This is a genomic window from Nonomuraea sp. NPDC004702, assembly GCF_053601695.1.
The window spans coordinates 155,613-169,301 of sequence record NZ_JBSGCE010000010.1; the positions used below are offsets into that span (position 1 = coordinate 155,613).

The following is a 13,689-nucleotide window of genomic DNA, read 5'->3' on the forward strand; positions in this document are numbered from 1 at the left end:
CCGACATGACGCCCACCGCGGGCACCGACCTCAACTGGCTGCTCGACGACCTGATCGGCCGGATCAAGGAGGCCGAGCACGCCATCGTGCTGTCCTCCGACGGCCTGCTCATGGCCTCGTCCGCCGGTCTGCAGCGCACCGACGGGGAGCACCTGTCGGCCGTCGCCTCCGGCCTGCAGAGCCTGGCCAAGGGCGTCGCGGACCACATCGCCGGCGGCGCGGTGCGGCAGACGGTCGTGGAGTGGAAGTCGCAGTTCCTGATCGTGACGACCGCGGGCGAACGCGCCTGCCTGGCCGTCCTGTGCGCCCAGAACGCCGACATCGGGCTGGTGGCGTACGAGATGGCGATGCTGGTGGCGCGGGTCGGCCAGTACCTCACCTCCGGCGCGCGCAACGCCGAGGCCGTCGCCAGGAGCGACCGGTGAGCACCACGGAGGAGTCCACGGACGAACACTGGATAGATCCGGAGATCATCCGGCCCTACGTCGTCACGCGCGGGCGGACCCAGCCCGCGCACGGCAAGTTCGACCTCATCTCCATGGCGCTGGCGGTGGGTCCGCCGCCGGGCCCCGACGCCGGGCTGGACCCCGAACACCTGCGCATTCTCCAGCTCTGCCGTGAACCCAAGTCCGTCGCCGAGATAGCCGCGCACCTCAACCTGCCGGCCGGCACGATCCGCGTGCTGCTCGGCGACCTGTTCGACCGCGAACTCGTCTCTGCCCAGGAACCGCAATCCGAGGTGGACATGCATGACATGAAGATGTACAGGGCGGTGCTCGATGGTCTTCGCTCGCTCTGAGCGCCCGCGCCTCCCGACGGCGATCAAGATCCTGATCGCCGGAGGGTTCGGGGCGGGCAAGACGACGATGGTCGGAGCCGTGTCCGAGACCCGGCCGTTGCGCACCGAGGAGGTGCTGACCGACCGCAGCGTGGGCGTCGACGACCTGACCTCCGTGGAGGCCAAGCGCACCACCACGGTGGCCATGGACTTCGGGCGCATCACCCTGGGCACCGACTACGTCCTGTACCTGTTCGGCACCCCCGGCCAGGAACGTTTCTGGTTCGTGTGGGACGAGCTGGCCGAGGGCTCCCTGGGGGCCGTCATCCTGGCCGACACCCGCCGCCTGGCCGACTGCTTCCCCTCGGTCGACTACTTCGAGCGGCGCGGGACGCCGTTCGTGGTGGCGGTGAACTGCTTCGAGGGGTCGCCGACGTTCGAGCTGGACGAGGTGCGGCTGGCGCTGCAGCTCAACCCGTCGATCCCGATCGTGATGTGCGACGCGCGGAAGCGGGACTCCAGCCGCGAGGTGCTGATCACGCTGGTCAAGCACTCGGCGCGGCTGCGCGCGGAGCCGGTCGGAAGCTGACCGGCCCGGTTTCCGGGCCGGTCTCGCACCGAGCCGGCCCGGAAGCCTGCCCTTGAGCCCCGGCCTCTCATCTGCCGCCGGAGGTGGCGATGCCCTTGACGAAGTGCTTCTGGCCGAGGAAGAACAGCACGATCATGGGGATCGTGGTGAGCACGCCGGCGGTCATGACGATCTCCCAGTGCCACTCGCCGCCGAACCCGTACTGGTCGAGCAGGGCCTTCAGGCCGCGCGGGACGGTGAACGTGCCGGAGTCGCGCAGGTAGATCAGCGGCCGCATCAGGTCCGTCCAGGCCATCTGGAACTCGAACAGCAGCGTCACCACGACGGCGGGCCGGCACAGCGGCAGCGCGATCCTGGAGAAGATCTTCCAGTTGTCCGCCCCGTCGATCTTGGCCGCCTCGAACGGCTCGCGCGGCAGCGTGAGGAAGAACTGCCGCAGCAGGAAGATGTAGAAGGCGCTGCCGAACAGGTTCTGGGCCCACAGGGGCGTGAGGGTGCCCACCATGCCCAGGGAGTTCCAGATGAGGAACACCGGGATCATGGTGACCGCGCCGGGCAGCATCATCGTGGCCAGCACGAGCCCGAACAGCGGCCCCCTGCCGGGGAAGCGGAAGTAGGCGAACCCCCAGGCCACCATGGCGCTGCTGAGCGTGACCGCGACCGCCGCCAGCACGGTGACCAGCAGCGTGTTGGCCATCCAGAGCGCGAGCGGCGCCTCCTGCCAGACCTTGATGTAGTTGTCGAAGGTGAACGTCTCGGGCAGCAGCCGGTTGTCGAACACCTCGCCGCGCGGCTTGAACGAGGCGCTCAGCAGCCACACGAACGGGTAGACGAACACGCAGGCGAACGCGGTCAGCGCCGTGAACGCGGCGACGCGCCGCAGGCGGCTCACGGCTGTCCCCCTTCGTAGTACACGTACCGCCTGGTCACCAGGATCTGTACGGCGGTGATCAGCATGATCACGATGAACAGCAGCCAGGCCAGCGCCGAGGCGTACCCCATGTGCAGGAACTCGAAGGCCTGCTGGAACAGGTAGATCACGTAGAACAGGGCGGCGTCGTTGCTGTAGGTCGTGTTGCCCGAGCCGAAGAAGGCCGTGTACGCCTCGGTGAAGGACTGCAGGGCGTTGATGGTGTTCACGATGAACAGGAAGAACAGCGTCGGGCTGATCAGCGGCACGGTGATGCGCAGCGTGCGGCGCCACCAGCCGGCGCCGTCCACCCGCGCGGAGTCGTGCAGCTCCTGGGGGACGCCGCGCAGGGCGGCGAGCAGGATGATCACCGACGAGCCGACGGTCCACAGGTGCATCAGCACCAGGCCCGGCTTCACCCAGGCGGGATCGGTGGTCCAGGCGGGGCCGTCGATCCCCAGCAGGCCGAGCGCGCCGTTGATCAGCCCGTTCTGGCCGTTGAACAACATCAGCAGCAGGATGCCGACCGCCACCGGCGGCGTCATCTTGGGCAGGAAGTAGGCGGTGCGGAAGAAGCCGGTGGCCCGCGCCGCCGTGTTGAGCAGCAGGGCGAGCCCGAGCGAGACGACGATGTGGGCGGGCACGGACAGCGCGGTGTAGACGAAGGTGTTCCACAGCGCCAGGCCGACCTTCGGGTCGGCGAAGAGCTGCCGGTAGTTGTCCAGGCCGACGAAGTTCGGGTCGTTGATGACGTCGTAGTCGGTCAGCGACAGGTAGGCGCTGTTGATGATCGGCCAGGCGGTGAAGATCAGGAAGCCGACCAGCCACGGGCTGATGAACAGCAGCGCCGCCCGGGTCTCGACGAAGCGCGTGGTGCGGGTGCGGGCCATCTCAGTTGCTGCGCTTCGTCCACCCGGCCCACGCCTTGTCGAGGGCGGCCTGGGCGTCCCGCTGGGCCTCGTCGAGCGCCTGCCGGGGCTGGTCCTGGCCGTTGAGCACCCGGTTCACCGCGCCCTGCCAGGCGTCCTTGAACTCCTTGTCGGCCGGGTTGGCCGGCAGGCTGAAGGTGTGCTCGTTGGCCTCGTAGAAGGCCTTGACGCCCGAGTCCCAGGGCTCGCCGCCCGAGGTGACCATCTTCCGGATCTCCTTGTCGGCCCGCACGTTGCCGGTCAGCACGCCGGTGAACGGCTTGCCCTCGCCCTTGCGCTTATCCAGCCGGGCCCGGGCGGCGGCCGTCCAGGTGTCCACGAGGGTCATCGTCTTGGCGAAGCGGCAGGCGGCCGCGGCGTTCCCGGCCCCCTTGGGGATGGCCCAGGCCGATCCGGACGAGTAGGCCAGCGGCTCGCCCCGCGGGGTGCGGAAGGCGTCGAAGGCCAGCGGCGCCTTGGGCGAGACGTCGTTGAGCACGTTGACGTACCACTGCTCCATGGGCATCGCCCCGAGCTCGTGCTCGGCGAACTGGTTGCCCTCGCCGAAGAAGTCGGCCGCGTCGCGCACCGCCTTGACCTTGGCGAAGCCGCCCTGGACGTCGTAGATCCCGACGGCGAACTCCAGCGCCTTGACCACCTGCGGGCTGTTGAGCCGCGCGGTGCGGCCGTCGGGTGACAGCAGGTCGGCGCCGTTGGCCTTGGCCCACAAGGGCAGGAACTCGGGCAGCTTGCTGTCGAAGCCGATCACCCGGAGCTTGCCGCCCGGCGCCTTGACCAGCTTCTTCGCCGCCGCGGTGATCTTCTCCCAGTCGGAGCCGTTGACGTCGGCGACGGTCAGCCCGGCCTCCTTGAGCAGGCCGGCGTCGGCCATGACGATCTGGACCTGGTTGAACTCCGGGACGGCCCAGACCTCGCCGCCGAACGTCACCTGGGCCAGGGCGTTCTTGTCGTACATCGAGGTGTCGATCCCCTCGCCCTTGACGCAGGCGGTGAGCGGGACGATCGCGCCTCGGGAGGCGAAGGTGCCGATCTGGTCGCGGTTGGCGTAGACGAGGTCGGGCGGGTCGCCGGCCGCCACCGAGGACAGGAACTGCTGGACGTCGAGGTCGCCCTCGACGAGCTTGACGTCCGCCCCGCCGAGCGCGGCCCTTGCCTTGTCCAGGCGGGTGGCGCCGATCTCGTCGCCGGCGCCGAAACCCATGACCGTCAGGGTGCCCGTGAACGTGGCGGCCGGGTCGTACCGGCTCTCCTGCCGGGCGGCCGCCGTGCCTCCGCCGGTCCCCTTGGCGCACCCGGCGAGGGCCAGGGCCAGGGAGACGGTGAGCGCCGACCAGCGGACGATGGGGGATCTCATGGGGTTTCGCCCTCCACACTGTCAAGGCGGCGCGGGGCGGTGTGGCAACGTTCGTCTGCCCGAGAACGTACCGATGTCGCCGAGATCGCGTCGACCACTCATGTCACTGGGTTCTCCCTGCCGGTCAGGGGTGACCGCAGAGCCCGGGACCGCTTCCCCTGCCGGGCACACGTAAACGGGGCCCGGCCTGTGGCAGGCCGGGCCCCGTCACGCGCAGGGAGAGCGAGGTCAGTGCTCGGTGGCCTTCTCGGCGCCCACGCCGGTCAGCGAGCGCACCTCGATCTCGGCGTACTTGGCGGCGTTGTACTCCTTGCTGAGGACCGTGCCCAGCCAGCCGAACAGGAAGCCGAGCGGGATGGAGACGATGCCCGGGTTGCTCAGCGGGAACCAGTGGAAGTCCACGCCGTGGATCAGCGCGGTCACCGCGGCGCCCGCGGGCGGCGGCGGGGCCGAGACCACCGGCGAGAAGATCACCAGGATCAGCGCCGAGCCGAGTCCGCCGTAGATGGCCGCGACCGCGCCCGCCGTGTTGAACCTCTTCCAGAACAGGCTGTAGAGGATCGCCGGCAGGTTGCCCGAGGCCGCGATGGCGAAGGCCAGGGCGACCAGGAACGCCACGTTCTGGCCCTGGGCGAGGATGCCGAGGCCGATCGCGATGGCGCCGATGACCAGCGCCGAGACGCGGGCCACCACGACCTCCTGCCGCTCGCTGGCGCCGCCGCGCTTGAAGACGTGCGCGTACAGGTCGTGGGCGAAGCTGGAGGAGGAGGCCAGGGTCAGGCCGGCGACGACGGCCAGGATCGTGGCGAAGGCGACGGCGCCGATGAGCGCGAGCAGGATCGTGCCGCCGACGTCGCCGAAGATCTGCGCGCCGATCCGCTCGGCGAGCAGCGGGGCGGCGGTGTTGGCCGCCTTGTCGGCCTTGAGGATGTCGGTCTTGCCGACGATGGCCGCCGCGCCGAAGCCGAGCACCAGGGTCAGCAGGTAGAACACGCCGATGATGCCGATGCCCCACAGGACCGACTTGCGGGCGTCCTTGGCGGTGGGGACGGTGTAGAAGCGGATGAGGATGTGCGGCAGGCCTGCCGTGCCGAGCACCAGCGCGAGGCCGAGGCTGATCAGGTCGATCTTGCCCGCGAGCCCCTGGGCGTCGGTGCCGTACTTCAGGCCCGGGATGAGGAAGTTGCCGGGGTTGGCCTTCGGGCCGCTGGTGGCGGCGGCCTGGCCGAGCAGGGACGACAGGTTGAAGCCGAACTTGCCCAGCACCAGCAGCGTCACCAGCGCGGCGCCGGTCATCAGCAGCACGGCCTTGACGATCTGGACCCAGGTGGTGCCCTTCATGCCGCCGAACACCACGTAGACGATCATCAGCGCGCCGACGCCGATGATCGTCCAGACCTTGCCGGCCTCGCTGGTGATGCCGAGCAGCAGGCCGACCAGCGCGCCCGCGCCGACCATCTGGGCCAGCAGGTAGAAGATGCTGACCACGATCGTGGACACGCCCGCCGCCGTGCGCACCGGGCGCGGGCTCATCCGGAACGCCAGCACGTCGGCCATGGTGAACTTGCCGGAGTTCCGCATCAGCTCGGCCACCAGCAGCAACGCCACCAGCCAGGCGACCAGGAACCCGATGGAGTACAGGAACCCGTCGTAGCCGGAGACGGCGATGATGCCGGCGATGCCGAGGAAGGAGGCGGCCGACATGTAGTCGCCGCCGATCGCCAGGCCGTTCTGGACGCCGCTGAAGGACCGGCCGCCCGCGTAGTAGTCGGCGGCCGTCTTGGTCTGGCGGCTGGCCCAGAACGTGATGGCCAGGGTGCCGGCGACGAAGGTGAGGAAGAGGATCATCCCCAGGGTCGTGGAACTCACTGCGTCTTCTCCTCGACCTCGTGACGGAGCTTGTCGGCGATCGGGTCGAGCTTCCTCTCGGCGTGCCGCGCGTACGCCCACGCGATGAGGAACGTCGAGACGAACTGCAGCAACCCGAAGATCAGCCCGACGTTGACGTCGCCGAACAACTTGATGCCCATGAAGCCGCGGGCCCAGCCGGACAGCACCACGTACAGCAGGTACCACACCAGGAAGGCCACCGTCATGGGGAAGGTCCAGCGGCGGAAACGCCGCTTCAACTCCTGGAACTCACTGCTCTCCTGAACCTGTTCATAGACGGACGCGTCATGTTCTCTGGTCGTCACGAGACCTCCACTGTGATGCGGATCACGCTCAACGTAAGAGCGCAACCTACCCGTCGTGGAGAGCCGTGGGGGTGCTGTTCGGCGAGCCGCTCGCGTACCGCGATTAGTTGGGGATGGCCTGCGGTGAAAGGTCTGTTCGGCGCGATGAGCGGTCGGGTATTCCGTTCACCCCGATATCGGACGCGGCGGGCCGGGCAGGGCGCTCAGCGCCTGATCCAGGTCCTCGACGAGGGTCGCGGCGGGCTCCAGGCCGATCGACAGGCGGGCCAGGCCGACGGGGATGCCCATGGTGGCCCGTACGCTCTCCTCGACGGTCAGGGCGGGGGCGTTGACAAGGCTCTCGAAGCCTCCCCAGGACACCCCGATCCTGAAATGTCGCAATTTATCGAGGAAAAGTGCGGCCTGTTGGCGATCGTCCGTGGCGAGTTCGATGCTGAACAGGCTGGAGAAGCCGGACATCTGCCGCAACGCGGTCGCATGGCCCGGATGCGAGGGCAACCCCGGATGGTTCACCGCCCGTACGGCGGGATGCCCCTCCAGGAACGCCGCCACGGCGAGCCCTCGCTCCTGGTGGGCGGCCATGCGCACGGGCAGCGTGCGCAGCCCCTTGATCACCTTGGCCGCGTCGTGCGGCGACATGGCCGCGCCGTAGAGCTGGTACTCCGTCAGCGCCAGCGGCCGGATCAGCCGGGCGGGCCCGACCACCACGCCGCCGACCAGGTCGCTGTGCCCGCCGACGTACTTGGAGAGCGAATGCACGACCAGGTCCACGCCCAGCGTCAGCGGTTTCTGGAACAGCGGCGTGGACCAGGTGTTGTCCATGACCGTGACGAGCCCGCGCCCGCGCGCCCAGGCCGCCACCTCGGCGATGTCCACGATCGCGTACGCCATGTAGGAGGGCGACTCGAAGTAGAGTAGGCGGGTACTCGCCCTGATAGCGCTGTCACATCCCGCGAGGTCGTCGACGTGCGTATGCGTGACGCCGTACTTCTCCAGGTAGCGCAGGAACTGCGTGGTCGGCCCGTACACCGCGCCGAGCACCAGCACGTGGTCGCCGGCGGAGACGAGCGAGGAGATCGTCGCCGAGATGGCGCCCATCCCCGAGCCGAAGCACTTGGCCCGCTCACCGCGCTCCAGCGCGGCCAGCTTGCGCTGCGCCACGTCGACGGTCGGGTTGGTGCCGCGGCCGTAGACGTACCGCTCGTCCTCGTCCCGGATCGCGGCTCCCAGCTCGGCCGCCGTCCCGAAGGTGAACAACGAGTTCTCGAACACCGGCGGGTTCACCGCGCCCAGTGTCCACGGCTCGTCCTCGCCCATCCGGCCGCAGATCCATTCATCCTCCATGGGGGCAGACTATGACAACGCGTAAGCCCACCATGGCGGACGTCGCCCGGCACGCGGGCGTCAGCCTGAAGACGGTGTCCCGCGTGGTCAACCAGGAGCCGCACGTCCGGGCCTCGCTGCAGCAGCGGGTGCACGACTCGATCAGCGCGCTCGGCTTCCGCCGCAACGAGGCCGCCGCCCGGCTGGCCCGCGGTGCGACCATGCTCACGCTCGGCCTGGTGATGGAGAACATCTCCAACGAGTTCTACGCCCGCCTCGCCGCCGCGGTTGAGGCGGCCGCGGCCGAGCACGAGGCGCTGGTGGTGTTCGGTTCGTACGAGGAGCGTCCGGACAAGGAGCGCATGCTGATCGAGTCGATGCACGCGCGGAGCGTGGACGCGCTGATCGTCGTGCCCTCGCCGGCCGACCACTCCTGGCTGGCCGAGCACGTCGGCCCGCGCACGGTCTTCGTCGACCGCGTGCCGCGCGGGCTCGACCGGGCCGACGTGGTCAGGCTCGACGACGAGCGCGGCGGCCGGACGGCCACCGCGCACCTGCTCGCCCACGGGCACCGCCGCATCGCGCTGATCTCCGACGACGACGGGCTGAGCTCGGTGCACGACCGGGCCCGCGGCTACCGGGCGGCGCTGCGCGAGGCGGGCGCGGCGGCCGACGAGGCGCTGGTGGTGCGCGGGGTGTTCGATCCCGGGCGGGTGTCGTACGAGGTGGGGCGGCTGCTCGACCTGCCCGACCCGCCGACGGCGTTCTTCGCGACGAACAACCGGGCGGCGATCGGCGTGCTGGAGGCGTTGCGGGAGCGTCCCGAGCGGCCGGCGTACGTGGGGTTCGACGACTTCGCGCTGGCCGGCCTGTTCAGCCCGGGGGTGACGGTGGTGCGGTACGACATCGGCCGGCTGGCGCGCGGCGCGGTGGAGCTGCTGCTGGATCCCGTCCGCGAGCCGCGGCGGATCACCGTTCCCGTGGAGCTGGTCGTCCGGGGGTCCGGGGAGTTGCCGCCTGCCTGACCTTCCGGTCAAACCTCCCCCAAGTCCCCTTATGTCGGAGCCTGATGGGATACGGGAGGGGTAATCGCAGGTCATGGCCGAGAGCAGCCCGTACCGCGATGACCGTACGCCCGAGGAGCAGGCGCTCGGCTCCGGCGCGTCGGCGCCCGCCCGTCCGAACCCTGAGGTCTGCCTGGAGATCTCCGAGATGCGGGTGGAGGAGGCCGGGCCGGAGGGCCGGGCCCCGGGTGCCCGGCGCGGCGGCGCGCGGGCGCGGGCGACGCTGCGGGTGCGGCTGGACGACCTGGCGCACCTCATCGACCACCTCCTGAACGCCGCCCCCCACCTCCTGGACCACCTGCCCTCGACCACCGCCACTCCCCCACCCCGCACCGCCCGCCACGCCTTCCCCACCACCACCCCACCCTCCACGCCCACCCCCTCCCTTCGGGACTCCCTGTCCTCGGGGAAGACCGCTGCGGGGACGCCTGCCTCGGCGGCGCGAGAAGGCGGAATGCAGGGAGGCCGGCCGGAGGAGGGCGGCGGGGTGCGTCGGGGGTGGCCGAGGGGTGGCGCCCCCTCCTGGCGACCGGAGCGGAAGCACGCGGGCGACCTGGGAGCGGCCACCGGACGGACCATCCACCACGCGGCCCCCGGCGAGGAGGCCCCGCACACCGTCCCGGGACACGAGGTGCTCGACGTCGAGACCCACGCCGGCACGGCCGCCAGACCCATGACCGAACAGGCCGCCCGGCCCAGCGACGCCTCCCACCCCACGCCCCCGACCAGACCGTACTTCGCCCCCGACGAGGGAACCCTCCCAGACGAGCCCCCCACCGCAAGCACCACACCGGACGAGCGACGCACCGCGGACACCACCCCGCACGAACCGCCCCTCGCGGGCACCACACCGCACGAACCGCCCACCGCGGGCACCACGCCGCATGAGCCCTTCCGTCAGGCACAGGACGTCATGCCCTCGACTGCGGGCAGTCGTTCCCGCGCGGCCCGGTCCGGCGGCCGAGACCCGGGGCCCGGCCGTTCCAAGACACCGCCCACCGGCGTCGGTCACCGCCCGGGGCTGGACCCTCCGCCGCAGGAGCCGTCCCATCCGGGTCTCGCCCATCGGATACCGTCCCAACCCGGCCCTCGGTCACAGGCGCCGGCCCAGCCCGCCCACGCGCCGCAAGCGTCAGCCCAGCAGCACCAGCCCGGCCGGCCCGCGACCCATCCCGGAAGCACGCCGCAGGAGTGGACCCGTTCGCACATCCCACCCCAGGGGACGGCCCAGCCGCGCCCAGGCCGAACCCCAGCCCCACCCGACACCGAGCCAGAGGGGTCGGCCCGGCCGGACGTCCCGCGGGAAGGGGCGAGTCAGCCCCGGCCCGGCCGAAGCACGTCCGCACGCGCCACCGGCCCGTACCGCCCCGGCCTGGACCCACCACCCCAGAGCGAACAGCCTTACGACCAGGGCGGCATCCCGCGCCCCACGGGAAGCGACCACAAGCCCCGAGCCGCGAGCGCCCTGGGAAGCCCAGCCACATCAAGGGCAGCAGGGGCCGTGGGCGGCGCTGGGACCGAAGGCGGCCCTGGGAGAGGAAGAGGTGCCGGAGCCGGGGCGGGGGCCGGAGATGTGGCGCACAACAAGGGCGCCAGTGGAAACGGGGTGGCGTCGGAGCGCTTGGGAGGCGTCGCCGCGGGCTGGTCGTGAAGGGCGGGAGGGCGCAAGGGCGGGCAGACGCCCACCGGCACGCTCCCGCGCGCCGGCCGGGCGCGCAACCGACGGCCCGGGCACGGGACCGACGGGCGGACGAGGGACCGGCGGGCCGGGGCGGACGAGGGACCGACGGGCCGGGGGCGGGTCATGGGGAGCGGGGGTGCCAGTCGCCGCGGTCCAGGTCGAGGTTTTCCGGGGTGTGGAGGCGGACCATCGTGCGGGCCACGCCGGGCGGTACGCGGTGTGGCGTCAGGAACGACACCGACACCATCACCGTGAACGCGATCGGCACCGTCCAGGCCGCCGGCTGGGCCAGCAGCGCCCCCGTGAGCCCCTCGTACGGCCCCCCGGTGATCGTGGCGAGCACGGCCGAGCAGGCGAGCCCGCCCCCCACGAACAGCCCCGCCAGCGCCCCGGTGGTGGTGAGCCGCCGCCACCAGATGCCCAGCACCAGCAGCGGGCAGAACGACGAGGCGGCCACCGCGAACGCCAGCCCCACCACGTCCGCGACCGGCAGCGCCCGCGCCCACAACGCCAGCGCCAGCGGCACGGCGACGGCCATGAGCGTGGCGATCCGGAACGAGCGCACCCCGCCTTTCAGCAGGTCCTGCGCGATCACCCCGGCGACGGACACGGTCAGCCCCGAGGAGGTGGACAGGAAGGCCGCGAAGGCCCCGGCCGTCACGAGGGCGGTGAGCAGGTCGCCGAGCGTGCCGCCGATCATGCGGCTGGGCAGGGTGAGCACGACCGCGTCGGTGCGCACGAGGTCGGGGGCGTAGAGGCGGCCGAGCCAGCCGTACAGGGCGGGCAGCAGGTAGAACGCGCCGAGCAGGGTCAGCACGACCAGCGTCGTACGGCGGGCGGCCCGGCCGTCGGGGTTGGTGTAGAAGCGCACGAGCACGTGCGGCAGGCCCATCGTGCCGAGGAACGTGGCCAGGATCAGCGAGTACGTCGAGTAGAGGCCGTACTCCTTGGCCCCGGCCAGCGGCATCTGCCAGGTGGTGGCGTCCTGGACGCTGAGCGCGGGCGCGCCGTCGCCCTTCCAGGCCAGCAGCAGGAACACCAGCGGCACGGCCAGCGCGGTCAGCTTGAGCCAGTACTGGAACGCCTGCACGAACGTGATCGACCGCATGCCGCCGGACAGCACGTTCACCGCCACCACCCCCGCGACCAGCAGCCCGCCCGCCCACACCGGCGCCCCGGTGATCGTGCGCAGCACCAGCCCGGCGCTCTGGAACTGCGGCATCAGGTACAGCCATCCGATCAGGACGACGAGCACGCTGGCGGTCCTGCGCACGGTCATCGACTCCAGCCTGGCCTCGGCGAAGTCGGGCAGCGTGTACGCCCCCGAGCGCCGCAGCGGCGCCGACACCAGCACCAGCAGCACCAGGTAGCCGCCGGTCCACCCGACGGGCAGCCACAACATGTCCACGCCGTAGGACAGGATGAGCCCGGCGACGCCGAGGAAGGAGGCCGCCGACAGGTACTCGCCGCCGATGGCGGAGGCGTTCCACAGGGGGCTGACGGTCCGGGAGGCGACGTAGAAGTCGGAGGTGGTGCGGGAGAACCTGATGCCGTACGCGCCGATGAGCACGGCCGCCGCCATCACGACGACCACCGCGGTGAGGCTCACGAGGGGCCCTTCGCGCCGGTCACCGGCGTTCCACCAGCTCGGCGAAGTGGCGTTCGTTGCGCTCGGCCTGGCGGACGTACAGCCAGGCGCCGATGACGAAGGCGGGGTAGATGAGCCCGGCCAGCACCGCCCACGGCAGGGAGACGCCGAGGACGTCCACCTCGCGCAGTTCGGGGATGAGCAGGAACAGCAGCGGCAGGCCGCCGACCACGCAGGCCAGCACGGTGCAGACGAACAGGGCGAGCCGGAACTGGGTGCGCAGGAGCGAGCGCATGTAGACCTCGCCGAGGCGGGTCTGCTCGTCGATCTCCCTGGTGGCCGGGTAGCGGGGGCGACGGGCGGCGGCGGTGCGCGGGCTGGTGACGCTGACCCGGCGCGGCGTCTCGGAGCGGCGGAAGGCGTCCATGCGGCGGGCGGCGTCGGTGCGGCGGGCGGGGTCGGTGCGGCGGGCGGGGTCGGTGCGCGGCGACCCCGCAGGACGCCCCGGCCGGGGATCGGAGGTCATTCCGTCCTGCCCTTCCTGGCGCGGCGGACCAGCAGGTCGCGCAGCTCGCGGGTGTGCCGCCGGCTCACCGGGAGCTCGGTGTCGCCGACCCGGACGCTGCACCGGCCCGAGTCGATGTGCAGTTCCTCGATGTGCTTGACGGCGACCAGATGGCTGCGGTGCACCCGGACGAACCCGGCCGGGGCCCAGCGCTCCTCCAGCGTGGCGAGCGGGATGCGGACGAGGTGGCTGCCGTTCGCGGTGTGCAGCCGGGCGTAGTCGCCCTGGGCCTCCACGTAGAGGACGTCGGCGCTGGAGACGAACCGGGTCACGCCGCCCAGCTCGACGGGGATGGTGTCGCTCTCGCCGGTCTCGGCGGGCACGTCGGCCGAGACCGCCACGCGCCTGATGGCCTCGGCGAGCCGTTCGGGACGCACCGGTTTGAGCAGGTAGTCCTCGGCCTTGATCTCGAAGGCGTCCACCGCGTGCTCCTCGTACGCGGTGACGAACACGACCCGCGGCGGGTTGGCGAACTGCGACAGCAGCCGTCCGAGCACGACGCCGTCCAGGCCGCGCATGCGGATGTCGAGGAAGACGGCGTCGATCGGGCGGCCCTCGGCGATGCCGCGGTCCAGCAGGCGCAGCGCGGCCGCCCCGTCGCGCGCCGTCACCACCTCGCCGATGCGGGCGTCGGCGCGGAGCAGGTAGGACAGGTCCTCCAGCGCGGGTAGCTCGTCGTCCACCGCCAGGACGCGCAGCCCGGTCACACTCAC

At 71.3% G+C, this 13,689-nt stretch carries 13 protein-coding genes; 4 read left to right on the forward strand and 9 right to left on the reverse strand.

Annotated features, from left to right (window positions below; translation table 11 throughout):
• The first annotated feature begins 5 nt into the window (after nt 1-5).
• The 3 genes from ACWEJ6_RS15810 to ACWEJ6_RS15820 are packed head-to-tail and all read left to right on the forward strand — an operon-like array spanning nt 6 to nt 1,367.
• Entirely contained in the window at nt 6-425 is a 420-nt protein-coding gene (locus ACWEJ6_RS15810; RefSeq protein ID WP_358285281.1) for a roadblock/LC7 domain-containing protein, read from the forward strand.
• Nucleotides 422-799, forward strand: coding sequence for a DUF742 domain-containing protein (locus ACWEJ6_RS15815; protein WP_352356948.1), 378 nt, complete (start codon nt 422-424; stop codon nt 797-799). The genes ACWEJ6_RS15810 and ACWEJ6_RS15815 overlap by 4 nt, the downstream gene beginning before the upstream one ends.
• A complete protein-coding gene (locus ACWEJ6_RS15820) occupies nt 780-1,367 on the forward strand; it encodes a GTP-binding protein (RefSeq protein WP_352324453.1) in 588 nt (195 codons plus the stop codon). The genes ACWEJ6_RS15815 and ACWEJ6_RS15820 overlap by 20 nt, the downstream gene beginning before the upstream one ends.
• Before the next feature lie 67 nt (nt 1,368-1,434).
• On the opposite strand, the gene ACWEJ6_RS15825 is transcribed toward ACWEJ6_RS15820, so the two are convergent.
• The 6 genes from ACWEJ6_RS15825 to ACWEJ6_RS15850 form a co-directional block, all read right to left on the reverse strand.
• Nucleotides 1,435-2,259, reverse strand: a complete 825-nt coding sequence (locus ACWEJ6_RS15825; protein WP_452424258.1) for a carbohydrate ABC transporter permease — start codon at nt 2,257-2,259, stop codon at nt 1,435-1,437.
• Nucleotides 2,256-3,167: a carbohydrate ABC transporter permease gene (locus ACWEJ6_RS15830; protein ID WP_452424260.1), complete on the reverse strand. Its 912-nt coding sequence runs from the start codon at nt 3,165-3,167 to the stop codon at nt 2,256-2,258. The genes ACWEJ6_RS15825 and ACWEJ6_RS15830 overlap by 4 nt, the downstream gene beginning before the upstream one ends.
• A gap of 1 nt (nt 3,168) precedes the next feature.
• Nucleotides 3,169-4,560, reverse strand: coding sequence for an ABC transporter substrate-binding protein (locus tag ACWEJ6_RS15835; protein ID WP_452424262.1), 1,392 nt, complete (start codon nt 4,558-4,560; stop codon nt 3,169-3,171).
• Nucleotides 4,561-4,788: 228 nt separating this feature from the next.
• Complete coding sequence (locus tag ACWEJ6_RS15840) at nt 4,789-6,408, reverse strand: solute symporter family protein (protein WP_452424326.1); 1,620 nt, start codon at nt 6,406-6,408, stop codon at nt 4,789-4,791.
• Between the two features lie 17 nt (nt 6,409-6,425).
• Complete coding sequence (locus ACWEJ6_RS15845) at nt 6,426-6,755, reverse strand: DUF485 domain-containing protein (protein WP_397163875.1); 330 nt, start codon at nt 6,753-6,755, stop codon at nt 6,426-6,428.
• Nucleotides 6,756-6,920: 165 nt separating this feature from the next.
• Entirely contained in the window at nt 6,921-8,099 is a 1,179-nt protein-coding gene (locus ACWEJ6_RS15850; protein WP_358285277.1) for a trans-sulfuration enzyme family protein, read from the reverse strand.
• Nucleotides 8,100-8,110: 11 nt separating this feature from the next.
• On the opposite strand from ACWEJ6_RS15850, the gene ACWEJ6_RS15855 reads away from it, so the two are divergent.
• On the forward strand, nt 8,111-9,103 hold the full coding sequence (locus ACWEJ6_RS15855) for a LacI family DNA-binding transcriptional regulator (protein WP_452424265.1): 993 nt from the start codon (nt 8,111-8,113) through the stop codon (nt 9,101-9,103).
• Nucleotides 9,104-10,944: 1,841 nt separating this feature from the next.
• On the opposite strand, the gene ACWEJ6_RS15860 is transcribed toward ACWEJ6_RS15855, so the two are convergent.
• Genes ACWEJ6_RS15860 through ACWEJ6_RS15870 form a run of 3 tightly spaced genes read right to left on the reverse strand, consistent with a single transcriptional unit; the run spans nt 10,945 to nt 13,683 of the window.
• A complete protein-coding gene (locus ACWEJ6_RS15860; protein ID WP_357964520.1) occupies nt 10,945-12,432 on the reverse strand; it encodes a sodium/solute symporter in 1,488 nt (495 codons plus the stop codon).
• A gap of 19 nt (nt 12,433-12,451) precedes the next feature.
• Nucleotides 12,452-12,937, reverse strand: a complete 486-nt coding sequence (locus ACWEJ6_RS15865) for a hypothetical protein (protein ID WP_452424267.1) — start codon at nt 12,935-12,937, stop codon at nt 12,452-12,454.
• Nucleotides 12,934-13,683: a LytR/AlgR family response regulator transcription factor gene (locus ACWEJ6_RS15870; RefSeq protein ID WP_352324464.1), complete on the reverse strand. Its 750-nt coding sequence runs from the start codon at nt 13,681-13,683 to the stop codon at nt 12,934-12,936. Before ACWEJ6_RS15870 ends, ACWEJ6_RS15865 begins: the two co-directional genes overlap by 4 nt.
• Nucleotides 13,684-13,689: the final 6 nt, after the last annotated feature.

What these genes read in the sequence shown, in the direction of transcription:
- ACWEJ6_RS15855 (WP_452424265.1), top strand. Translation starts at nt 8,111, where the DNA reads ATGACAACGCGTAAGCCCACCATGGCGGACGTCGCCCGGCACGCGGGC.
- ACWEJ6_RS15865 (WP_452424267.1), bottom strand. Translation starts at nt 12,937, where the DNA reads ATGACCTCCGATCCCCGGCCGGGGCGTCCTGCGGGGTCGCCGCGCACC.
- ACWEJ6_RS15835 (WP_452424262.1), bottom strand. Translation starts at nt 4,560, where the DNA reads ATGAGATCCCCCATCGTCCGCTGGTCGGCGCTCACCGTCTCCCTGGCC.
- ACWEJ6_RS15820 (WP_352324453.1), top strand. Translation starts at nt 780, where the DNA reads ATGGTCTTCGCTCGCTCTGAGCGCCCGCGCCTCCCGACGGCGATCAAG.
- ACWEJ6_RS15850 (WP_358285277.1), bottom strand. Translation starts at nt 8,099, where the DNA reads ATGGAGGATGAATGGATCTGCGGCCGGATGGGCGAGGACGAGCCGTGG.
- ACWEJ6_RS15840 (WP_452424326.1), bottom strand. Translation starts at nt 6,408, where the DNA reads ATGATCCTCTTCCTCACCTTCGTCGCCGGCACCCTGGCCATCACGTTC.
- ACWEJ6_RS15830 (WP_452424260.1), bottom strand. Translation starts at nt 3,167, where the DNA reads ATGGCCCGCACCCGCACCACGCGCTTCGTCGAGACCCGGGCGGCGCTG.
- ACWEJ6_RS15810 (WP_358285281.1), top strand. Translation starts at nt 6, where the DNA reads ATGACGCCCACCGCGGGCACCGACCTCAACTGGCTGCTCGACGACCTG.